Origin of the sequence: Cloacibacterium sp. (genome assembly GCF_047601505.1) — a bacterium.
Classification (GTDB): Bacteria; Bacteroidota; Bacteroidia; order Flavobacteriales; family Weeksellaceae; genus Cloacibacterium.
Genome location: NZ_JASGJD010000001.1, coordinates 1,928,575 through 1,951,379 on the forward strand (window position 1 = coordinate 1,928,575; position 22,805 = coordinate 1,951,379).

Below are 22,805 nucleotides of genomic sequence, written 5' to 3' on the forward strand. Positions count from 1 at the left end.
ATAAGTGGCGGATGTTGTGATTGATTCAGTGATAGTTTTTGAAGTTGTGAAAAATATAAGGGTTAATATTTTTTAATTATTGGTATTATAAAAGGATTTTTGTCATTTTTGTATCTGTAAAGTTTGATACTATTACCATTTATTATACCAAAATTAAATTGAAACTTATTTTTGTTGAAGTTTTTAAAATAGATTGAATCATTCTTTATTATATAATTGCCTTTTGTTTTTTCCATTCCAAAACAAATGCTTTCATATATAAATTTATTTGTTTTTTTTAGTTTTAAAGTTGAAGTGCAATTTGCGACACCTTCTGCTTGTGCAAAATATACATTTTCGCCTTCAAGTTTTTCGAAATTTATTATTCCTCTTGGTTTTATGAAAATTAAAGTTAAAATGATAAACATAAATGTTAGCAAGTAGTTTCTACGTTTTTCAGTAAATTTATCTCTTATTGAGATATAGATTTGTCTAATAAGTTCGAGAAGCAAAAGGAAAAATAAAATAAAAAGTATAATAAAGATTGGAATAGTAAAAATGCCGAATTCTCCCTCCCAAAAATAACTCGTATTCATTATTAAAAATAGAATTAGAGTTAAAGTAAATTGCAACGGATAATTTTTTATCATAGCGTTTTATATTAATGATAATAGTTTGAGTTTTTTCAATTTGTAATTATTTAGGCTTTTTCCAAGTCATCATCACTCAAAATTACAAAAGTTTTTGAGTTGGGCAATTGGTTTTAAGAACAAAAAAAATCACAGAAAATTCTGTGATTTTGTTAAAGTTGTATTTTGTGAATTACTTATTAAACTTAGTTACTTTTCGTAAACTTCGTTTGCTTAGCTTTTGTAATTAGTAAGACATTTCTACAATTTTTTTAGCGTCTTCGGGTTTTACTATACCTCTTTCGCCAAGGGCTAACCATTTTCTATCTAAGAAAGTTTTTTCTACCAATTCGGCAGTTCCTTTGTAGTTTTCGGTATAATCTGAAAGTTTAGTTTTAATGCCAAGACTTTGGAAAAATTCTTCCATTTTAGCAATACCTTGGTTTGCTTTTTCTTCTACAGAACCTTCGGTAATGTTCCAAACTCTTTCGGCGTATTGCGCTAATTTTTCTTTTTTAGCCTCGAAATTATAACGGTAATGAGAAGGCGCAATAATTGCCAACGTTCTGGCATGGTCTATCCCAAATTGTGCTGTAAGTTCGTGTCCAATGCCGTGTACCGCCCAATCTGAAACTACACCTTTCTGAATTAAACCATTAAGCGCCATGGTACAACTCCACATAAAATTGGCTGCAGCGTCATAATTAAATTCTTCTGCCATCATTTTAGGTGCTATTTCTTGTAAAGTTTGTAGAATGCTTTCGGCAAATCTGTCTTGAAGTGTTGCTGAAGTTTTTACGGTCATGTATTGCTCTAAAACGTGCGTGTAAGCATCTGTGATGCCGTTTGCAATTTGTTTTTTAGGAATAGAACGAATAACTTCTGGGTCTAAAACTGAGAACACAGGGAAAAGACCAGCGCCACCCATTCCAAGTTTTTGTTTGGTAGCTCTTCTGGAAATTACAGAACCCGAATTCATTTCAGAACCTGTTGCCGGCAATGTAAGTACAGAACCGAAAGGTAATCCTTTTCCTTCTTCTGTTCTTATTCCTTTTTCTAAAATATCCCACGGTTCGCCATCGAATTTAGCTGCCGCAGAAAGGAATTTAGTTCCGTCAATTACAGAACCACCACCTACAGCAAGCATATAAGTAATGTTTTTTTCTTTAATTACTTTTAGGGCTTCTAGCAATACTTCGTATTCTGGATTGGCAGGGATACCGCCAAATTCTTCCCAATCGTAGCCTTCGAGAGCTGCTTTTACTTGGTCGTAAACACCATTAGATTTGATGCTTCCGCCACCGTAAAGAACCAATATTTTTTCTGTTTTCGGGATTTCTCTAGAGATTTTAGCAATTTCGCCTTTTCCGAAAATTATTTTTGTAGGGTTTTTAAATTCAAAGTTTAACATATTCTTAAAATTTTCTGCAAAATTACTAATTTTGATGGCGTCTATATTACTAATAAATAAAAACTTCACATCGAAAATTTCAATAATGATGTGTGAGTGTATATAATTTTATAAATTTGTTCAATGATTAATGAAGCCCGTTTAGAAAAATTTCGTCAGGTTGTAGAAAATAAATTTCAGATTTATAACAGCCTTTTCATGAGTCTTCCGTATGATAAAATGACCAACATTGGTATGCTACTTCCATTTTTATATGAAGAGAGCCGAGATGGTTATGAAGAAGGGAAATCTCCCGAAGAAATAGTGGAAGAGTTTTTTAAGAAACACACAGAGCTTGTTACTGAAGAGCAAAAGCTAGAACTTTTGTTTAAAATTATTCAGTATATCGAAAGACAAGTTGTTCTTTTCGATAGTATAGAAGATGCAGCTTTTTCTCAGCTTCACTCCGAGAGTGATGCCGGTACAGTGATGCAACTTCATGAAAGAGCTGTACAAGAGCATAAATTCTCTAAGGTACAGACTAAGTTAGAAGATTTTGGGATAAAAGTAGTTTTTACGGCGCACCCTACACAGTTTTATCCTAATGCGGTACAAAGAATTTTGCACGATTTGCGTACAGCAATTCTAAAAGATGATATTTCTGAGATAGATTTGTTGCTGCAACAATTGGGTAAAACTCCTTTCGTAAATAAGGAAAGACCTACACCTTTAGACGAGGCTTTGAGTATTATTTTCTACTTGAGACACGTGTATTATGATGCTTTCGGGGAGCTTTACAAAAAGCTGAAAGAATCTTTTGCTGCTAATAATTTTGAAATTCATCAAGATGTGATACAGCTTGGTTTCTGGCCAGGTGGCGATAGAGATGGGAATCCTTTTGTAACAGCTGATGTAACCTTGAAAGTAGCAGAAGAATTAAGAATTTCGATTCTTAAAAACTACTACAATCATTTGAAAAGTTTAAGAAGAAGATTAAGTTTCAGAGGTGTTTCAGAAATTTTAGAAAAACTAAGTAACGAATTGTACTTAAATATTTTTAAAAATGATAAAACCATTTCGGCTTCTCAAATTTTAGAATATTTAGACGAAACGATTCATATTTTAGAAACTCAACATAACGGACTTTTTAAAAATCTGATTGAAGATTACAAAGATAGAGTGAAGATTTTCGGAACTCACTTTGCCACTTTAGATATTAGACAAGATAGCCGAATTCATCAAAAAGTAATTGATGATTTGGTGAATAAATATTCGGATAAAGATGCTTCAACATTGAAGAATTCAGAAAAAGTAGAAATTTTAATGAGCGGTAATATTATTGCCAATCCTAATGATTTTGAAGACGAAATTACCAGCGAAACCATTAAAAGTGTTTTCAATGTAAAAAGAATTCAACAAAGCAACGGAGAAAGAGGTATGCACAGATATATTATTTCAAATTCTGATACTGTAGAAGATGTGATGAATGTATTTGCGCTTTTTAAAGTTTGCGGTTACCAAGACGAAGAAATAAATGTAGATATTGTTCCACTTTTTGAAACGATGGAAGGTCTTGCTGATGCAGAAGAAGTAATGAGAAATCTTTATAATTTTCCAGTTTATGAGAAACATTTGGCGAAGAGAAATAACGTTCAAACCATCATGTTGGGCTTTTCAGATGGTACAAAAGATGGAGGTTATCTAAAAGCTAACTGGGAGATTTACAATACGAAAGAAAAACTGAGCAAAGTATCCGAAGAAAATGATGTGAAAGTAATTTTCTTTGATGGTAGAGGAGGTCCACCAGCAAGAGGAGGCGGTAAAACTCACCAATTCTATGCAAGTCAAGGAAAAACTATTGCGAATAATAAGATTGAATTAACCATACAAGGACAAACCATTACTTCGGTTTTTGGGAATAAAGACCAAGCGAAATATAATTTTGAACAATTATTAACTGCAGGTATTGAAAATGAAGTTTTTAAAAATCATAAAAAAGATATTACGCCAGAAGAAAGAGCTTTGATAGAGGAACTTTCGGGGTATAGTTATGAGAAATATTCGGCTCTAAAACAGCATCCGCTTTTTGTGCCATATTTACAAGAGATTAGTACGCTTCAGTATTACGGGAAAACAAATATTGGAAGTCGACCAAGCAAACGCGGCGCTGGAAACGAACTGAAATTTGAAGACCTTAGAGCTATTCCTTTTGTAGGAAGTTGGAGTCAACTGAAACAAAATGTACCTGGATTTTTCGGCTTCGGAACTGCACTTGCTAAGTTGAAAGAAGAAGGCAGAATAAACGAGGTGAAAGATTTATTTAAAAATTCGGATTTCTTTAAAACTTTGGTTTTAAACTCTATGATGGCTATGAATAAGTCTTATTTTCCGCTAACTTATTACATGAAAAATCATCCTAAATTTGGAGAATTTTGGAAGGTTTTATTTGAAGAATATAATCTTTCTAAAGAAATGATGTTCGAGATTACTGGTTTTGAAATGTTGATGCAAGAAGAACCTGTTACCAGAAAATCTGTAAAAATTAGAGAAAAAATTGTGTTGCCATTGCTCAGCATACAGCAATATGCGCTTATAAAACTTCAAAAGAATGAAGGCAATAAAGAAGCTTTAGAAAAGCTTGTCACAAGGTCTTTATTTGGAAATATTAACGCGAGTAGAAACTCAGCATAAATAAAAAAATCTTCAGAATTTCTGAAGATTTTTTTTTGCTTTTACTCTTTTATAATTTTCTCAACCGAGGAAGATTTTTCTGTTTGAATTTTTAAGTAATAGATTCCTTTACTTAGATTTTCAAGATTTATAGTATTGCTATTGGAAATATTTTTCACTTTTCTTCCTATTTCGTCATAAAGCTCTACAGTCTTAATTTTTTCATCAGTTTTAATATTCAAAATACTTTTCACTGGATTTGGATAGATGTTGATTGTAGTTTTTTTAATATTTTCAACCCCCATTGTGGTATTGATTGCTGTAAGAGCATTGCTGAAATTTAAAATGCCATAGCCTAATCTATCATTTGGATTACTAGAAAGCGATGCTGTTTCTCTTAATTTGTTTTTGATGGTTTCTCTGTTTGTATTGGTAGGAATTGCTTGCAAAACACAAGCAACACCGCCCGCAGATAAAGGAGTAGCATAAGATGTGCCACTACCATAGTAAGAAGAGTTGTTGTAAACATAATATGTATTAGTACCTCTAGCTGCGGCATCTGGTTTTATGTGATTATTAGCATTAGGTCCATACGATGTAGAAGCATACGGATTTCCAGTAGAATCAACACCGCCAATGCTAAACGCTTTTTCGCTGTCTGCAGGAGTGGTAAGGTAATGCCAAGTGCTACTAGCATAGCCTTCGTTACCATTAGCAATCATTACAATAATTCCTTTATCTGATGCAATATTTACTCCTCTTGCAATAAAAGATTTTTGCCCCGCCATATCGCTGTATTGATAATTATATCTAGAATCATCAAATGTAGTGTAGCCTAAAGAAGTAGTAATTATATCCACACCTTGTCTGTCTGCTTCTTCGGCAGCTTCTATCCAATAGAGTTCTTCTTCGGGAATTTCTAAAGCTGCATTTTCGGATGCATAAAGATAAAAATCTGCATCAGGAGCAGAGCCTACAAAAGTTCCGTCTATGTAACCACCAATAATTCCTAGGCAATTGGTACCATGAGAATTGAGTGAAGTATTATAAATGTCTATAGATTTATTCACAAAATTGTATCCACCTTTTATTTGTTTGTTGCTTACTAATCTGGCAAATGCAGAACCACTATTTACCGTTGGGAAACCTGTGTCTATTACCGCAATGCTTATTCCGGCACCATTATAACCACTTACATGTAAAGCTCTAAGGTTAATTTGGTCTATCTGAGCTGTAGAATTACCGTAATTAAAATCAGTTTGAGTATTTAAAAATTTATTGGTTTTAGCAATTTTACTGCTTTTATTAACGATTGAATTTTTAACAAAACTTTCAACATTGCTTACATAATTCAAAGCCTTTAAATCGTTTATTTGAGAAGTTGTAGCATATACTGCAACACCGTTCAGCCATTTGGATTTATCGGTAACGGTATAACCCAAGTTTTGAATATTTTGAATATATGTTGGTTCTATTGGTGCATCTTGTTCCGTAATTGCAATACCAAGATTACTTCTTCTGTTAATAGATTTTTGAGTAAGTTCTGAGGTAGGATTGTTAATAAAAGCCGAAGCATTAGGTTTATCTTTGAAATAAACAAACACCAGTTCCGTCTGCGAAAACAACATTAAACCAATAAATAAGGATAATAATGATAAAGTTTTTTTCATTTCTTTCTGATTTTTAGCGAATTTATATAAAATATTCTGTTTTAAGAAATAATTTTTAAGCCTAAGATATTGGTGGTTATTTTTCTCAGAATCTTTTAAAATCCGTATTTTTACAAAAAAAATTCGCATGAAAAAAATTCAAATGGTCGACTTACAAAGTCAGTATCAAAAAATAAAAAATGAAGTAGATGAAAAGGTTCTTAATGTGATGGGTTCTGCTCAGTTTATTAATGGACCAGAGGTTCAGAATTTTCAAAAAGAATTAGAACAATATCTTGATGTAAAAAATGTAATTCCGTGTGCTAACGGTACAGATGCACTACAAATTGCTTTGATGGCATTGCATCTGGAACCGGGAGATGAGGTTATTACGGCAGATTTCACTTTCGCAGCTACAGTAGAAGTAGTTCATTTGTTAAAATTGAAAGCTGTTTTGGTAGATGTAGATTATGATACATTTAATATTGATGTAGAAAAATTAAAATCTGCGATAACGCCAAAAACCAAAGCGATTATTCCAGTGCATTTGTTTGGGCAATGTGCCAATATGGAAGCTGTTTTGGAAGTAGCTAAAGAACATAATCTGTATGTAATTGAAGACAATTGCCAAGGAATTGGAGCAGATTATACTTTCTCTGATGGAACTACCAAAAAATCTGGAACAATGGGAACTTTAGGAGTTACTTCTTTCTTCCCGTCTAAAAATCTTGGTTGCTATGGCGATGGAGGTGCTATTTTTACAAATGATGATGATTTGGCTTATAAAATTAGAGGAATTGTAAACCACGGGATGTACAAACGTTATTACCACGACGAAGTAGGGGTGAATTCTAGATTAGACAGTGTACAAGCTGCTGTTCTTAGAGTGAAACTTCCGCTTTTAGATTCTTATAATGCAGCAAGAAGAAGTGCTGCAGATTATTATGACAAAGCTTTTGCAAATAATCCTAATATTTTGACACCAAAAAGAGCAGAAAATTCCACACAAGTTTTTCACCAATATACTTTGAGAATTTTGAATGGAAAACGCAACGAATTGCAAGCATTTTTGGCAGAAAAAGAAATTCCTGCAATGATTTATTATCCAGTTGCTCTTAGAAAACAAAAAGCATATTTCCAAGAATCTAATGATGCAGATTTTGTAAATACAGATAAGCTTTTAGACCAAGTAATCTCTTTACCAATGCATACCGAATTAGACGAAGAACAATTGAAACACATTACAGATTCTGTTTTGGAGTTTATGAATAATTAAATACTTTGTCAAAGTTTTAAATCTTTGACAAAGTTTAGCATTATGAAAATAAGAGAAGAAGAAATAGAATCTGGCAAGTATTATCACATTTTTAATCGTGGTATAAATTCAAAAAATGTTTTTTTGAATCAGAATAATTATTCATTTTTTCTTTTGAAAGTCGAAAAATATATATTGCCCTATTTTGATATTATTTCTTATTGCTTAATGCCTAATCATTTTCATTTCATATTAAGAGCAAAAATAAAATTAGATATACAAAAAATAGAATTTAAAGAAAAAGGTTTACATTCTGAAGATGCTATTTTTAGTAAATCCATTGCTAAATTAATAAGCAGTTATACGCAATCTTTTAATAAAGTTTACCAAAGAAGTGGAGCGTTATTTGAATCTCCATTTAAAAGAATAAATATTGATTCAGAAGAATATTTGAGAAATTTAATTTTATATATCCATCAAAATCCAGATAATTTTGAACGGTATAAATTTTCTTCTTATAAATCTATAATTTCACAAGCTGAGACTAAAATTGAAAGACAAATAGTTTTAGATGTTTTTGGTGGTAAAGATAATTTTATACTTACGCATAGAAATATTAAATCAGATATTTTGTAAATTTGATAATAAACTTTGACAAAGATTTCTTTGCTTCGCAAAAACTTTGTCAAAGTAATAAAATAAAAAAACAATGGCAATACTTGTAACAGGCGGTTTAGGATACATTGGTTCTCACACGGTGGTAGAACTTCTTAATAACAATTTTGAAGTGGTAATTATTGATGATTTATCCAATACCGAAAAATTTATCTTAGAAAACATAGAAGAAGTTTCTGGTAAAAAACCAATTTTCTATCCTTTTGATTTGAAAAGAAAAGAACTTCTAAAACAAGTTTTTGATGCTCATAATATTGAAGGTTGCATCCATTTTGCAGCTTTTAAAGCGGTAGGAGAATCTCAGGTAAAACCTATTGAATATTACGAAAACAATCTGTTTTCTTTAATCAATCTTTTGCAAGAATTTAGAGAAAGAAATATTTCTAATTTTATCTTCAGTTCTAGTTGTACGGTTTACGGACAGGCAGATAAAATGCCAATTGATGAAGAAACAGAATTAAAACTTCCAGAATCTTCTTATGGCAAAACCAAACAAATGGGTGAAGAAATTTTGAGAGATTTTGCTGCTGCTTACAAAAAAAGAGTAACTTTACTAAGATATTTCAATCCAATTGGTGCGCATCCTTCTGCAAAATTAGGAGAATTACCAATCGGAATTCCTAATAATTTGATTCCATTTGTCATGCAAACAGCAGCTGGAATTAGAGAAAAACTTTCTATTTGGGGAGATGATTATCCAACTGTAGATGGAACTGCGGTAAGAGATTATATTTATGTGGTAGACCTAGCAAAGGCTCACGTAAAGGCATTGCAGAAGTTGATAAATTCTACCGAAGAAAAAGTAATAGATATTTATAACTTAGGCACGGGAAAAGGAAGTTCAGTTTTAGAAGTAGTACACGCATTTGAAAAAGCAAATGATGTAAAAGTACCTTACGAAATAAAAGACAGAAGAGCAGGTGATATTACCATTGCTTATGCCAATGCAGACAAAGCAGAGAAAGAACTCGGCTGGAAATCTGAAACTTCTCTAGAAGAAGCGCTAAGAACCGTTTGGCAATGGCAAAAATATTTGGAAACAAGGATTAATTAAACCATATATGATTATGAAAACTCAGAGAATAGGTATTACATTTTCATCTTTTGATTTGCTTCATGCAGGGCATATTAAAATGCTAGAAGAAGCAAAAACAATTTGTGATTATCTGATAGTAGGGTTACAGATAGACCCTTCTTACGACAGGCCAACAAAGAATAAACCTACACAAACCATCGTAGAAAGGTATATTCAGCTCAAAGGTGTAAAAGAAGTTGATGAAATTATTCCGTATTATTCGGAAGAAGATTTGATGGATATTCTTAAATCTTTTGTTATTGATGTAAGAATTATTGGAGACGATTACAAAGACAAAGATTTTACAGGAAAAGCATATTGCGAAGAAAAAGGAATTGAAATTTTTTATAACAAAAGAGACCATCGTTTTTCTACTTCGGATCTTAGAAAAAGAATTTACGAAGCAGAACAAGCAAAAGCTTTATTATAATTAATTAACTATTTCTAAAAAACAAAAATTCCCGAGAAATTTTCTCGGGAATTTTTTGTTGTATGTTGTTTTTACATTGGTGGCATATCATCGCCACCTTGGTCGTTGCTATTAACGTCTTTCTTTTTCTTAGGTTGTTCTATTTTTTCTCCTTGTTTAAATCTGTATGTAAAAGAAAGTGCAAATTGTCTTGGTTGCCATTGCATATAGCTGTCTCTGCTGAAACCATCTCCATAACTTGTAGATCTCATAGTTCTTGTATTGAAGATGTCTTGGATATTAAACGTAATAGTTCCGCTTCCTTTTAAGACTGTTTTGGATGCTCCAAAATTAACAGCGTACATATCTTTTCTGTCTTGGCTGGCGGTTTTCTGTCCACCTCTGTAATTTCCTTGAAATTGAAAATTAAAAGTTTTATCAATTTTGAAGGTTGAAGTTAACCTCGCTCTAGAAGAAAACCCACTTCCTTCAAAAGATAATGGATTGCTTACATATTCAGTATCAGAGAAAATTCCTTTCGTATTATATCCAAAGAAATCTACATTTCCCATGAATCTTAGCCATTTTGTAGCTTCCCAATTAAAATTAATTTCCAAACCATAGCTGTCATTACTTCCTAAATTAATAGGTTTTGTGTGGAATACAGTTTGTGTTTCTCCGTTAGAATTGGTAGGGTCTACTAATTCTGTTTTATTATAAACTACCATTTTTACATCATCTTTTTGATGTCTGTAATATAATGTAGGATTTATGGTTAATTTCTTTTTAGAAATACTGTATCCAAATTCATAAGAATCTACATAAGAAGGATTAAGGTTTATATTTCCATCAAAAATATTTTGATTATCATTATAATTTGGGTTAGGTATCATGAAGAAAGAACGAGGTCTGTCTATTCTTTTAGAATAATTAACCAATAACTGATTGTCTTTTCCTAAATCATAACTTAAGAAAACACTTGGGAATAAATTGTTGTAATTTTTAGTGGTGTTTACTGCAGTTCCCTCTAGGCTAAGGTAATCAATATTAACATTAGAATATTCGTTTCTTAAACCAATTTGATAGCCAAGATTTCCTAGTTTACTTTTGAATTGTGCATAAAAAGCATTAAATACTTCTTTGTATGTTGCATCATAAGTGTATTTTGGTAAAAATCCGAATGCTGTATCATCTGCAAGTTTTTGTCTTACATCATTATTATAATCATTATTGTTTACATCTAATCTGTAGCCTGCTTCAAATTTTGATTTTTCGCCAATAGGCAATTCATAATCTGCTTTACCAATAATTGATTTATTGATGGTTTCTTGGTTAATGATGTTTTCTAAATCAAAACTATTATTAGAAGTTTGTTCAATATCTGTATCGTTAAAAGATCTATTTCTTTGTAAGCTTAATGATAATGCAATGTTTTGACCTTTGTCGTCAAATTTATGGTCTAAACCAAAATCTCCCTGAAAAGCTAGATTGTTATTTTTACCATTTGTTGTTCTTAATCTATCTAAACTTGTAGAATCAAAATATAGATAATTGTAATTTACATTTCCATTACTATTATTATCGAAAGTTCTAACGGTTCCTGATGCGTTAATGGAAGTTCTATCAGAAAAATCATACACAAAACCTGTACTTGCATTATAATTTCTACCTTGACTTTCTGTAATAGATTCTTGGTGTTGCTCTAAAGTTGGGCTATCTGTTGTAGGATTTGTAAAATAAGCGTTTGTTCTATTGGTATTTTTAGACTCTCTATATCCTAAACCTCCATTTAGAAACCATGTAAGATTTCCTTTTCTTAGATTAAGGCTTGCATTAAGATTTGTTTGTGGTAAATATCCTAAAGTTCCTGTTACGCTACCATTAAGACCTAGTTTTTTATCTTTTTTGAGAATAATATTCAATATTCCGGCAGTACCACTTGCTTCAAATTTAGAAGAAGGATTGGTAATTACCTCAATTCTATCTATTTGGTCTGCAGGGATGCTTTGTAGCGCATTAGCTCCATCATCTATTCCTAGTAGAGCAGAAGGTTTACCATTTATTAAAAATTTTACATTAGAACTCCCTCTCATAGAAACAGTTCCGTCTGTATCTACAGAAATGGAAGGTACATTTGCCAGTACATCTTGTAAATTACCTCCTTTGCTTATAATGTCTTGGTTTACATCATAAGTTCTTTTGTCCAATTCTATTTTATAAGGTTTTGTAGCTACAGTAAGCGTTACACCTTCTATATCTTTAGTTTTAGTATTGGTAACTGTAGTTTCGTTTTCTAAAGTGAAATTTTCTAAGCTAGATGCTCCAGGAATATTTTTTGTGATTACCGTTTTCTTGAAATCTATTGCTTCTATGGTAATTTCGTAACTTCCAGGAACTAAACTTAATGAGTAATGTCCTTTGTCATCTGTAAGAGTAGCATCGCTAAATAATGCTGCATTTTCTTTTACTGTTTTGTTTTTAAAAGTTACTGAAGCGTATGGAATGGGATTTTTTTGCGAATCTAAAACTTTCCCAGAAATCTGCTGTTTCTCCTGTCCGAAAGCCATTGCAGCAGCAGTTAACACAATCGTTAAGCCTAAAGTTCTCCTTCTTAATTGTGTAATGTTTTCAATGTTAATCATTATTTTCTTTTTTGCGAAGCAAAATTACGAGTTGCTTCGTGGTTGGATATTTATAATTTAGCGAAATGTTTATACAATTTTCACCTTGTTTCGTTCTATTAGACGAAACTTTTGTTAGATTGTTAAATCTGAAAAACGTTAAAAGATGTTAAATTTATTTAATTTGTCTAGAGTTTAGCCAATCTTGATATTCTTTGGCATTTTTTGCGTGTTCCGCATCGTTGTCTGTAAATTTATGAAAACCCATTCTTTTCGGGTCTGCACACATAAAAATGTAATGGTGTTTTTCTGCATTTAGCACTGCATCTACAGAACTTTTATCAACTATACAAATAGGGCCAGGAGGAATGCCAGCATTTTTGTACGTGTTGTAAGGAGATTGCACAGAAAGATGTTTGTATAAAACTCTTTTTATATCACTTTTGAAATTATCTTCTTTGTTAATTGCATAAATTACCGTTGGGTCGCTTTGAAGTTTCATTTCTTTTTTGAAACGATTGATATACAAACCTGCAATGGTTTTTTGTTCGTCTGCTTTGCCTCCAGATTCTTTGTAAACAATTGATGCTAACGCATAAACCTGATTTTTTGTAAGTCCAGAATTTTTAAGTTTACTTTCTCTTTCGGGAGTCCAAAATTCTTGATAATCTTTTTCAAATTTTTTGAAAAAATCTTCTGGTTTTACTGTCCAATAAAATTCATAAGTATCCGAAAAGAAGTAGTTTTTTAAATCTTCAGCATTTTTTAAACCTTTTTCTTGAGCTATTTTGTTGAAAGCATTTACAAAACTTAAAGAATCTGCTTCTGTTTTTCTAGAAACTCTGCCAATCATTTGATATACTGTACCGAAATCTCCAATTCTAAAAGAGTTTGGCGTTTGGTTTCCAGCTTTAATCATATTTACCAACTGGTTGTTTCCAGCGCCAGATTCAATTTTATATCGTCCTGGTTTTATTTTCTTGTCAAGATTTTTTTGAAGTGCAACTTCTTTAAAACTTTCTTTATTTTTAAGAAAAGGAGAAATAGAATCTAAAACCTGTGCAAAATGAGCTCCTGTAGGTACCAAAATATAACCTTCTTTTTCTACGTTTCCGAGTTTATATTTTTTGAAAAATTTAAAAGCAAAAAAGCCTCCAATTAAAAATAAAACCAATGCTATTATTGCAATGACAGAATAAATCTTGTTTTTCATAAATAATGATAAATAAATGATAATTGATTAATTTTTTAATCTTTTGACTTTCAACTAAATGTTAATTTTTCCTTTAAAAACTTGCTTTGCTGGACCTTCTAGCCAAACGTTATCAAAACCTTTATCGTTTTCTTGGGCATAAACTTTTAGGTTTCCTCCTAATACTTTTACATCCACTTTATTGGTTTTGTTATTTTTCATATAAGTAATTGCGCAAGCGGTAACGCCTGTTCCACAGCTATATGTTTCGTCTTCTACACCACGTTCGTAAGTTCTTACAAAGATTTTGTTGGGTTCTAGCTCTTCTACAAAATTCACATTGATGCCTTCTTTAGCATATCTTTCAGAATTTCTAATGTTGTAACCGTTTTGGTAAACATCATAATTTTCTACATTTTCTACATATTTTACAAAATGAGGAGAACCGGTATTCAATTCGAAGTTTTCATCAATATTTTTAATGGTTTCAATGTCAATCATTTTTAGTTTTACGATACCGTTTTTAATTTCGGCTTCGTGCAAACCATCAATCGCATTAAAAGTGCATTTTTCTTCGAAGACATCTAAGAAATGGGCAAATGCAACAAGGCATCTTCCTCCATTTCCGCACATGGTAGATTCGTTTCCGTCAGAATTGTAGTAAACCATGTTAAAATCTACATGGTCTCCGTTTTCTAGCAAAATAAGTCCGTCGCCACCAATTCCGAAGCGTCTGTCGCAAAGATTTTTAATGATTTCTGTGTCTTTTGGGAAACTAAGGTCACGATTGTCTATCATTACAAAATCGTTTCCTGTACCTTGATATTTATAGAATTCTATTGTTTTCATTTTTGATAAATAATTGCAAAAATAAGTAAAAGGTTTCTAATCTTTTGGTTGAATTTTTAGATTTCTATAATTGAAGAATTAATTAGAGTTTCTGAATGAATTTTTCCATTCAAAATAACCTTTAAAAGCCATAATAGAGAAGATAATATATTGAACAGAAGTAATGCCTAAACCTTTGTAAATCATCATAGGAACACAAATGATGTCGCCAATAATCCAAAAAATCCAGTTTTCTACTTTGCGTTTTGCCATTTGCCACATTCCAACTAAAAAGATAGAAGTTGTAAATACATCTAGCCAATTTGCCCAATCCAAATGTCCGAAACCGAGCGCTTTTTTAATTTCAAAAGTCATTTGAAATTGATTGTCTATGAATGGTTTGTAATAATAAATAACACTTACTAAACCTAAACTTAGAACGAATAAAAAAGTTGAAAACAACCAATCTTTTTTATTAGCCCAAGAAACTTCTACATGAATATTGTCTTCGGAACTTTTAGACCAAAGAATCCAACCATAGATACTCATTATAGTGTAATAAATGTTAATCATACAATCTCCCAAAAGCCCGAAAACAAAAAGAATGTAAACATATAATGCAGTAGAGATAATGCCAGTTGGATATACCCAAATATTTTTTTTGATAGAAAAATAAACACTTAAGATGCCAAAAGTTGAAGCAATAGCTTCTAAAATAATCTGAATGGTGGTGTAGCTTTCGTATGGTTTTAAGAAAAGGTCGTATAGGTTCATGGTTCAAAAATACAGTTTTTGGAGAGAAAAGTCTTTAAAAAGTTGGTTTTTTCTTTAATGGTGGTGGTTTTTTAGGGGGTGTTTCAAAATAATTGAAATAAAATCGATTTATAAGTGTTAATAATTCATAATTTTTTATACTTTTGAAAGCACAAAATTAACAAACGAAAAATTATGTCGAATATTTGGATTAAAAAACCGATGAGTGCCTATGAAGCGGACATTAAGAAGAGCCAGCTGAAGAGAGTACTAGGGAAATGGAGCCTTACAGCTATTGGTATTGGGGCAATTATCGGAGGTGGAATTTTTGTTCTTACAGGAACAGGAGCTTATTATCATGCAGGTCCTGCACTTGCATTGTCATTTGTAATAGCAGGTATTGCGTGTGTTTTTGCCGCGCTTTGTTATTCGGAGTTTGCTTCTATATTACCTGTTGAAGGTTCTGCTTATGCTTATGCTTATGGAACAATTGGAGAAATTTTTGCTTGGATTATTGGATGGGGACTCATTTTAGAATATGCAATGGGGTCTATGACGGTGGCCGTAGCTTGGTCTGGTTATTTTAATAAATTATTGAAAATGTTTGGCTTGCATTTGCCAGATTTTCTCACTTCAGACCCTTTTAGTTATGCTGGTGAAGGTTTTTCTATGAATCTGCCCGCTTTGTTAATTGTATTATTTGTAATTTCTATATTAGTAAAAGGTACAGAAGGTGCTTCCAAAGCTAATAATTTTATAGTAATGCTTAAAGTTTCTGCCGTTATATTTGTAATTATCGCAGGAGCTTTTTTTATTTTACCAGAAAACTGGACTCCTTTTATTCCAGCTCCAGAAATGGTAAAAGATGGAGATGTTTTAAAAGAAGCCTATGGATGGAAAGGTATTATTTCTGGTGCCGCAGCAATCTTTTTTGCTTATGTAGGATTTGATGCGGTTTCTACTCAGGCTGGTGAAGCAATTAACCCTAAAAAAGATGTTCCTTTTGCTATTGTAGCATCTTTGTTAATTTGTACTATTTTGTACATATTGGTTTCTTTGGTTCTTACGGGGATGATGCATTATTCAGATTTTAATCCTCAAGGTGCTTATCCAGATGCAATTAAAGCGCCAGTTGCTTATGCTTTTGAAATCGCTAGTAAGTCTCAAACAGGTATATCTCATGCAATCACGAGTGGTGCAGGTTACATTATTACCATAGCTGCTACAGTAGGTCTTATTTCTGTATTAATGGTTATGATTATGGGGCAATCTAGAATATTCTTAGGAATGTCTAAAGACGGTTTAATTCCTAAAACTTTTTCTATTGTTGACCCTAAAGCTGGTGTTCCTAGAAAAAATCTTTTTATTTTAGGAGGTGTTATATCAGTAGTTGCTGCTTTTACGCCAATTAATAAACTAGCAGATATGACAAGTTTCGGAACTCTTTTTGCCTTTACGATGGTTTGTGTAGCAGTATGGATTTTAAGAAAAAGAGAACCAAATTTGCAAAGAAATTTTAAAGTTCCTGCTTTGCCAGTAATTGCAACTTGTGGAATATTAATTAATACTTATTTAATTATTAATTTAAGTTGGGAAGCTCAGACTTTATCTTTCAGTTGGTTAATTATTGGGATGTTTGTTTACTTCTTATACAGTAAAAGAAACTCTAAACTTCAAAACGGAGGTTTTGGAGAAACCTTCAAGGCAGAACAAGAGCCATTACAAGAAGTTGATATTGATTTAGAAGACAAGGATTAAAAAAAATAATCATATTTTAAATTCCGCACATGTTGCGGAATTTTTTTTTATTTTTGAATTTATGAGAAAAGTAGTTTTATTATTGGTTTTGTGTTTTCAGATTTTTAATGCTCAGAAACTAGATTTTAGTCTTTTATTTAAGGATAAAATTAGCATTAGAGCCATACAAATTGTAGATGGAAAAGTATTTTATGCTGGTACAGATTCTAAATTTGGATTTGTTCACATGCAAGATACCATCTGGAAAAGACAAATTAGGCTGTCTAACGAAAAATTGGAATTTAGAACGTTAGCACATTTCGACCAATTGTTATACACCGTAAATATAGAAAGTCCGGCTTATTTTTATAAAATTGATAAAAGAGATTTGTCTTATGAAATTTTTTATAAAGATACCCTTAGAACGGCTTTTTATGACGCATTTTCTTATGATAAAAAGGGAAGAGGAATTGCTATAAGCGATCCTACAAACAAAGGAAAAGCAACTTTTAGATTATTTACTAAGAAAAATTATAAACAAGACGACGGTATTATCCCTTTGTACAACGAAGGCGAAGCTCATTTTGCAGCGAGCAATACCAATATTGCAACCGTTGGAAATTCCGTTTGGATTGCGACTGGTGGTAAAACTTCCAGAATTTTTAAATTTACTTGGGATAAGCCTTTTCATTGGGATGTTTTCGGGACGCCTTTTGTGAGTGGAGTTTCTTCTTCGGGAATTTATTCCATAGATTTTTACAACGAAAAGTTAGGAATTGCTGTAGGTGGAGATTACACCAAGCAAAAAGAAAATGTAAATAATATTGCCGTAACTTCTGATGGAGGAGAAACTTGGCAAAGTGTAGCATCAGGTAAAAATTCTGGTTATAAAACTTGTGTAAAATACCGTCCTGATTCTGGCGGTAAAGAAATTATAGCAGTAGGAGACGGAGATATTTCTTATTCTGATGATTTCGGGAAGACTTGGAAGGTGATTTCCGAAGAAAAAAACCTTTTTGTTGTAGAATGGGTAGATAAAGATACTCTTGTATTTGCCGGGAAGAATAGAATATTAAAAGCTAAGTTTTCTAATTAATTAACATTGTTCTAGTATTTGATTGCTGTCTCATAAATTATAAGATTTTTGTTTGTTTTGAAAAGAACCAGGCAAGAATATAACTCCACAACTTAAAAATATAAAACCACATCGTAAGAAAATAAAACCACAACGCTAAAATATAACTCCGTAACTCAAGAATATAAAACTGCAACTTAAGAATGTAAAACCGCAACTCTAAAATATAATTCCGCAAAGCAAGAATATAAAACCGTAACGTGAGAATATAAAACCTTCTAGGTAGAATATTAATTTGGGATGAGAGAATGTTGCGTTAGAAGAGTATGTTTTATTCGATTTTATTTATTTTTCCAAATTGAACTTGATTTTCCTCAATTTTTTCATATAAATATTCGTTTCCATTAATTTTAAGTATTCTTACCATGTAGTTTGGGATGTCACCAAGCATCATTTTGGTTTTTTCGGTAGGGATTATTGTGTAATCTCCATTTTTTAACCAATTTATTTTACCACTATAAGTTTGTCCCGAATAAGTTTCGTATTGAATATCTTCTTTTCTTTCAAAATTATATGATTGAAACTCTCCTAAAATCTGCAAAGTAAATTTTCCAGATTTGAATTTTTCAGGATTTAACTTCGGGTCAAAATCGATACATTTTTCTGCATATAATTTTTTTGAGAGATTGCTATTGTAATATATTGCTTCAATTAAATTTTCGCAGCCTTTATTTTTTTCTCCAATAATAATTTGTAAATATCCTTTGAAATATAATGAACTAGGATTGTTTGGAGAAAATTTCAGTGATAAATCTAAATTTTTTATAGCACTTTCATAATCTTGATTTTCAATATCATTCATTGCTGTTTTCATAGTTGATGCCCAATCTTCTTTTTGTTGACAAAAAATATTAATTGAGAAAAATAAGAATAAGAAATATTTCATTTATAAGTAGGTTATTGTAAGGTTTTATCATTCAAATATACAAAAGATTAAAGTATCGAGATGGAAAGTTTTTGTTTTTGAGAATAATTTGTTTAGGATTTGGGAGATAGTTTTAACTTTGATAAAAAATAAGTTATGGATTTTTCTAAAATTATTGTTGGAGTGATGCGATGGGGAATTTGGGGTGCTAATCATTCTGAAAGTGACGTTCAAAAGTTAATTGAAACTTCTTTGGAAGAAGGTTTATCTACTTTTGACCATGCGGATATTTATGGTGGTTATACTACAGAAGAATTGTTTGGAAATGCTTTTTCTGAGATGAAAATTGAACGTGAAAAAATTCAGTTGATTACCAAATGTGGAATTTGTATGCCTTCGGAGAAGAAGAATTTTCCGTTGAAATATTACAATTATTCTAAAGAATATATCCTTAATCAGGTAGATGAAAGTTTGGAAAACCTGAAAACAGATTATATAGATTTGTTGTTGCTTCATCGTCCGTCTCCGCTCATGAATCCTGAGGAAATAGCTGCTGCATTTGGCGTTTTGAGGAGTTCGGGGAAAGTGAGATATTTTGGGGTGAGCAATTTTTCTGTGACTCAGTTTGATTTGCTTTCCAAATGTTTTCCTCAGTTGGTTACCAATCAGGTAGAAATTTCTTTGACGGAGACCAAAGCTTTTTATGATGGTACGATAGACCAAATGATGACGAAGAAATTGCACCCAACTGCCTGGAGTGTAATGGGAACTTATTTTAATGAAGATTCTGAGAAAACAGCAAGAATAAAATCTTTGTTAGCAGATTTAACGGTGAAATATAATGCAGACGAAGCACAACTGTTGTTGGCGTTTTTGCTAAAACATCCTGCCAAAATATTACCCATTATAGGAACTTCTAAAGCCGAAAGTATAAAATCTCTGAAAAAATCTTTAGAAATAAATCTGGAAATAGAAGATTGGTTTGGTCTATTGGCAGCGAGCCAAGGGCATAAAGTGCCATAAAATCTTAATTTAGTTGATATATAGTATGTTAGAAATATGAATTTTGTATGAAATTTTAATACTTCTAATTTTTTATTGATAAGTTATTAAAATAAAAGTGTATCTTGCGGAAGATTTCTTATAAATGCACTTCAATTAATGTTCATTCGTTTTTGACTTTCCTTTATAACACATCAAAATTTTTTTATTAATTTAATTTTTTTTTTAACAATGAACATTTTTGTTTCAAACATCAATTACACAACTAAGGATTATCAATTAAACGAGTTGTTTTCAGAATTTGGAGAAGTGCAATCTTGCAAAATCATCACAGACAGAGAAACCGGTAAATCTAGAGGTTTCGGATTTGTAGAAATGAGTGCAGAAGATGGAGCTCAAGCTATTGAAGGACTAAACGGTAAAGAATTTAACGGAAAAGAAATAAATGTTTCTGAAGCTAAACCAAGAGAAGAAAAACCTCGTAGAAGTTTCGATAACAACCGTGGCGGTGGTTATGGTAACAACAGAGGCGGTGGTTACGGAAACAGAGGCGGAAACGATAGAGGTGGAAGCCGTTGGTAAAAAACAAGAAAGCGACTCAGTGATGAGTCGCTTTTTTTTTGTGTCTTTTTGTGATGTTTTTATTTTTTTTTGAGGAGAATTATAACGTCGTTCGAGATGTAATAAGTGTCTCTTTCTCCTTGGTATTGGTTCTTGCTGATGCCTTCTAACAGAAATTTCAATTCGTAATTGCCAACTTGTTTCACAAAAGAAATTTGGTCTGTGTAAACTTCTCCTTGCTGATTTTTGTGAGTGTTGATAATTTTTTGAACTTCTGGCGACAAATCAATTGCATTTCCATTAAAATATAAAGTGAGATCACCATTGAAACCTTTTAGAGAAAAAGTATTTCCTTCGTAAGAAAAATTTTCGTTGTCGTAATTGTAAATCTTAATAATTTGGTCGTAGCCTTTTATACTATAATTAAAACTATTCGCTCTAATATTTAATTGAGTATATTTTTCGCCATTCTTGATGTCTTTGCTATATTTTACGTTTTTGAAACTTGAATTTATTTTAGAATAAATAAAATACTTTTCAGTTTTGAATATTTTTTCAATCTCAGGAGTTGATTTAGGAGAAATGTAGCTTAATAAAAATTGACTTTCTTTTCTTTCGTATAAAAACTGAAATTTTTGTGCAATTTCTGTAGCTACAGAATCTTGAACTGTTTTTTCAAAATTAATTTTACCGTTTTCTAGTAAATTGTTTTTAACTAAAATTTCTTGTAATTCTATTTTCTGACTGTTTTTTGCCACAGAAAAGGAGTTGAAATAAGGGAAAATTAAAGAAAATAAACCGAAAGCAAAAAGAGAAACTGGGATGAATTTAATATTTGCTTTTTTCCAAAAACTAAAGTATAAAACCACAACGGTAAGCCAAATTGCCAAAAGCAAGACGTAATATCTGTTTTCGGTGAAACCATATTCTAAAATTCTGGTGAAAATTGCCACAAAAAGCAATACCAAAAGCGGAAGCAATGCAAAATAAAAAATCTTAGAAAATCCTTTTACCCAAGATTTTGCTGCAATTTCTTTAAGCGGAAAAACCAATAGCAATGCTAAAATGCCTACCAAACTATATGCTAAAATAAGGTAAGAAACCCAACCTCTTGGCAAATCCCATTTGAAAAGGATTTTTGCGCCATACATGTATAAAATTATGGCATAGATAATAAGCAAAGGAATAAGTACAAATTGCACGAAAAATTTTAAAATATCGGGATAATTTCCGTCTTTTTCTAAAGCTTTTAGTCCATCTTCGTTAAATAGTAAAAAGATAAAACAGCTCCCAAAAATTGCCAGCATTACGAAAGTTCTGGGATATATTTTGTTGTCTAGATCCAAATCAAAAAGATTATCTACAGCTGTAATAGCAAGCATAATCCCGCCAACCAAAACCGCCGTGAAAATCCCTGTAAGAACTACATTAATGAATAAATTTTTGTTGTATTGCCAAAATTGGTTTTCGTTGTTTTTTTCAAAAAAAGCTAAAAAAGAGACCAAAAGATGAGACAGAATAAAACTCAAAACCAAAATTACAACTTCTACTGTACCAAAATCATCATTGTGATGAGGTAGAAAAAATTGAAAATAAAGAGCCAGAAAAACAAGTCCTGAAATGTTGAGAAGGAATTTTTTTCCAATTCTTTCTGAAAAAATATTTAAAGAAAAAAGCAAAGAAATGCCAAGCAAAGAACAAAGTCCAAATCTTGTAAAAATATTTTTACTTTCTTCGGTTAGAGAGTTGTTATCTACCAAAATAGTAAAGGAAATGGCTGCTAAAAGTGCTATTAATAATACAAAAGCATAATTTTGCACCACATTAGTAGCGCTGCTAAGAATTTCTCTTAATTTTGATTTCATGGTATTGTGAGGTGTATGAAATTAGAATTTTTGAATTTTTTTATCTGAAATTTAGCAACGTTATTTTTTCTTTTTCTTTTTTTTCTTTTTGTCTTTGTCTATATTTTTGTCTTTTACTTTGGTTTTATCTTGCTCTAAAAATTGTTCAAATTTTCTAGGTTCTACATTGTCTGAAACAAAAAGTTCTACCATTCCTTCTTGTAATAAATCTGTCAGCAATTCGTCTGCATCGCCTTTGTAGAAGTCTTGGATAAGATTTCTAATTAAGAATAACTTGTAATCTTTTTCTGAAACAGAGGCTTCGTAACGGAAAATTCTTCCTTCAGGATTTGTTTTTAAATAATTTTTTTCGACTAAATTTTTAAGAAAAGTAGAAATGGTGTTTTGATGAGGTTTTGGCTCTGGATACGCTGTCATAATTTCTTTTAGGTAAAAAGAATTAGAATTCCAGATAACTTTCATTAGGTTTTCTTCGCCAGAAGTAAGAGTTTTTAAATGTTCCATGTTTTGTATTT

Annotated in this window: 19 protein-coding genes; 9 read left to right on the top strand and 10 right to left on the bottom strand. The window is 31.5% G+C overall.

Annotation, left to right across the window (positions count from 1 at the left end; translation table 11 throughout):
* Positions 1 to 62: 62 nt before the first annotated feature.
* Both QM746_RS08885 and QM746_RS08890 read right to left on the bottom strand, forming a co-directional pair.
* On the bottom strand, positions 63 to 629 hold the full coding sequence (locus tag QM746_RS08885; protein WP_414983893.1) for a hypothetical protein: 567 nt from the start codon (positions 627 to 629) through the stop codon (positions 63 to 65).
* A gap of 226 nt (positions 630 to 855) precedes the next feature.
* Positions 856 to 2,019 carry an iron-containing alcohol dehydrogenase gene (locus tag QM746_RS08890; RefSeq protein ID WP_414983894.1) on the bottom strand — a complete coding sequence of 388 codons (1,164 nt, stop codon included), beginning with the start codon at positions 2,017 to 2,019 and terminating at the stop codon, positions 856 to 858.
* A 123-nt stretch (positions 2,020 to 2,142) separates the two neighbouring features.
* Between QM746_RS08890 and QM746_RS08895 the strand changes: the two genes are divergently transcribed.
* Positions 2,143 to 4,689, top strand: coding sequence for a phosphoenolpyruvate carboxylase (locus QM746_RS08895; protein ID WP_414983895.1), 2,547 nt, complete (start codon positions 2,143 to 2,145; stop codon positions 4,687 to 4,689).
* Positions 4,690 to 4,730: 41 nt separating this feature from the next.
* Here QM746_RS08895 and QM746_RS08900 read toward each other — a convergent pair whose 3' ends face one another.
* The gene (locus QM746_RS08900; protein ID WP_414983896.1) at positions 4,731 to 6,338 is read right to left on the bottom strand and encodes a S8/S53 family peptidase; all 1,608 of its coding nucleotides are present in this window, start codon (positions 6,336 to 6,338) and stop codon (positions 4,731 to 4,733) included.
* A 127-nt stretch (positions 6,339 to 6,465) separates the two neighbouring features.
* Here QM746_RS08900 and QM746_RS08905 point away from each other — a divergent pair, with 127 nt between their 5' ends.
* The 4 genes from QM746_RS08905 (at position 6,466) to QM746_RS08920 (ending at position 9,752) form a co-directional block, all read left to right on the top strand.
* Positions 6,466 to 7,593, top strand: coding sequence for a DegT/DnrJ/EryC1/StrS family aminotransferase (locus QM746_RS08905; protein WP_414983897.1), 1,128 nt, complete (start codon positions 6,466 to 6,468; stop codon positions 7,591 to 7,593).
* 42 nt (positions 7,594 to 7,635) lie between these two features.
* Positions 7,636 to 8,208 (top strand): transposase, encoded by a 573-nt coding sequence (locus QM746_RS08910; protein ID WP_414983898.1) that lies wholly within the window; start codon positions 7,636 to 7,638, stop codon positions 8,206 to 8,208.
* Positions 8,209 to 8,281: 73 nt separating this feature from the next.
* Positions 8,282 to 9,301 carry a UDP-glucose 4-epimerase GalE gene (gene galE / locus QM746_RS08915; protein WP_414983899.1) on the top strand — a complete coding sequence of 340 codons (1,020 nt, stop codon included), beginning with the start codon at positions 8,282 to 8,284 and terminating at the stop codon, positions 9,299 to 9,301.
* Between the two features lie 13 nt (positions 9,302 to 9,314).
* Positions 9,315 to 9,752: an adenylyltransferase/cytidyltransferase family protein gene (locus QM746_RS08920; RefSeq protein WP_414983900.1), complete on the top strand. Its 438-nt coding sequence runs from the start codon at positions 9,315 to 9,317 to the stop codon at positions 9,750 to 9,752.
* Positions 9,753 to 9,823: 71 nt separating this feature from the next.
* Here QM746_RS08920 and QM746_RS08925 read toward each other — a convergent pair whose 3' ends face one another.
* From QM746_RS08925 to pnuC, 4 genes are all read right to left on the bottom strand, one after another.
* The gene (locus QM746_RS08925) at positions 9,824 to 12,373 is read right to left on the bottom strand and encodes a TonB-dependent receptor domain-containing protein (protein ID WP_414983901.1); all 2,550 of its coding nucleotides are present in this window, start codon (positions 12,371 to 12,373) and stop codon (positions 9,824 to 9,826) included.
* Positions 12,374 to 12,527: 154 nt separating this feature from the next.
* Positions 12,528 to 13,553, bottom strand: coding sequence for an endolytic transglycosylase MltG (gene mltG / locus QM746_RS08930; RefSeq protein ID WP_414985140.1), 1,026 nt, complete (start codon positions 13,551 to 13,553; stop codon positions 12,528 to 12,530).
* A 66-nt stretch (positions 13,554 to 13,619) separates the two neighbouring features.
* Positions 13,620 to 14,393, bottom strand: coding sequence for a diaminopimelate epimerase (dapF, locus tag QM746_RS08935; RefSeq protein ID WP_414983902.1), 774 nt, complete (start codon positions 14,391 to 14,393; stop codon positions 13,620 to 13,622).
* 78 nt (positions 14,394 to 14,471) lie between these two features.
* On the bottom strand, positions 14,472 to 15,146 hold the full coding sequence (gene pnuC, locus QM746_RS08940; protein WP_414983903.1) for a nicotinamide riboside transporter PnuC: 675 nt from the start codon (positions 15,144 to 15,146) through the stop codon (positions 14,472 to 14,474).
* A 174-nt stretch (positions 15,147 to 15,320) separates the two neighbouring features.
* Between pnuC and QM746_RS08945 the strand changes: the two genes are divergently transcribed.
* Both QM746_RS08945 and QM746_RS08950 read left to right on the top strand, forming a co-directional pair.
* Positions 15,321 to 16,883 carry an APC family permease gene (locus QM746_RS08945; RefSeq protein WP_414983904.1) on the top strand — a complete coding sequence of 521 codons (1,563 nt, stop codon included), beginning with the start codon at positions 15,321 to 15,323 and terminating at the stop codon, positions 16,881 to 16,883.
* A 61-nt stretch (positions 16,884 to 16,944) separates the two neighbouring features.
* Positions 16,945 to 17,958 carry a WD40/YVTN/BNR-like repeat-containing protein gene (locus QM746_RS08950; RefSeq protein ID WP_414983905.1) on the top strand — a complete coding sequence of 338 codons (1,014 nt, stop codon included), beginning with the start codon at positions 16,945 to 16,947 and terminating at the stop codon, positions 17,956 to 17,958.
* Between the two features lie 310 nt (positions 17,959 to 18,268).
* On the opposite strand, the gene QM746_RS08955 is transcribed toward QM746_RS08950, so the two are convergent.
* The gene (locus tag QM746_RS08955; protein ID WP_414983906.1) at positions 18,269 to 18,883 is read right to left on the bottom strand and encodes a hypothetical protein; all 615 of its coding nucleotides are present in this window, start codon (positions 18,881 to 18,883) and stop codon (positions 18,269 to 18,271) included.
* Between the two features lie 135 nt (positions 18,884 to 19,018).
* Between QM746_RS08955 and QM746_RS08960 the strand changes: the two genes are divergently transcribed.
* Both QM746_RS08960 and QM746_RS08965 read left to right on the top strand, forming a co-directional pair.
* Entirely contained in the window at positions 19,019 to 19,885 is an 867-nt protein-coding gene (locus QM746_RS08960; protein ID WP_414983907.1) for an aldo/keto reductase, read from the top strand.
* A gap of 210 nt (positions 19,886 to 20,095) precedes the next feature.
* Positions 20,096 to 20,446 (top strand): RNA recognition motif domain-containing protein, encoded by a 351-nt coding sequence (locus QM746_RS08965; protein WP_374364206.1) that lies wholly within the window; start codon positions 20,096 to 20,098, stop codon positions 20,444 to 20,446.
* 59 nt (positions 20,447 to 20,505) lie between these two features.
* Here the strand turns inward: QM746_RS08965 and QM746_RS08970 are convergent, their stop codons facing one another.
* Together QM746_RS08970 and QM746_RS08975 are read right to left on the bottom strand one after the other, a co-directional pair.
* Positions 20,506 to 22,290 carry a DUF4153 domain-containing protein gene (locus QM746_RS08970; protein ID WP_414983908.1) on the bottom strand — a complete coding sequence of 595 codons (1,785 nt, stop codon included), beginning with the start codon at positions 22,288 to 22,290 and terminating at the stop codon, positions 20,506 to 20,508.
* A gap of 60 nt (positions 22,291 to 22,350) precedes the next feature.
* Positions 22,351 to 22,794, bottom strand: a complete 444-nt coding sequence (locus QM746_RS08975) for a BlaI/MecI/CopY family transcriptional regulator (protein ID WP_414983909.1) — start codon at positions 22,792 to 22,794, stop codon at positions 22,351 to 22,353.
* Between the last annotated feature and the right edge of the window lie 11 nt (positions 22,795 to 22,805).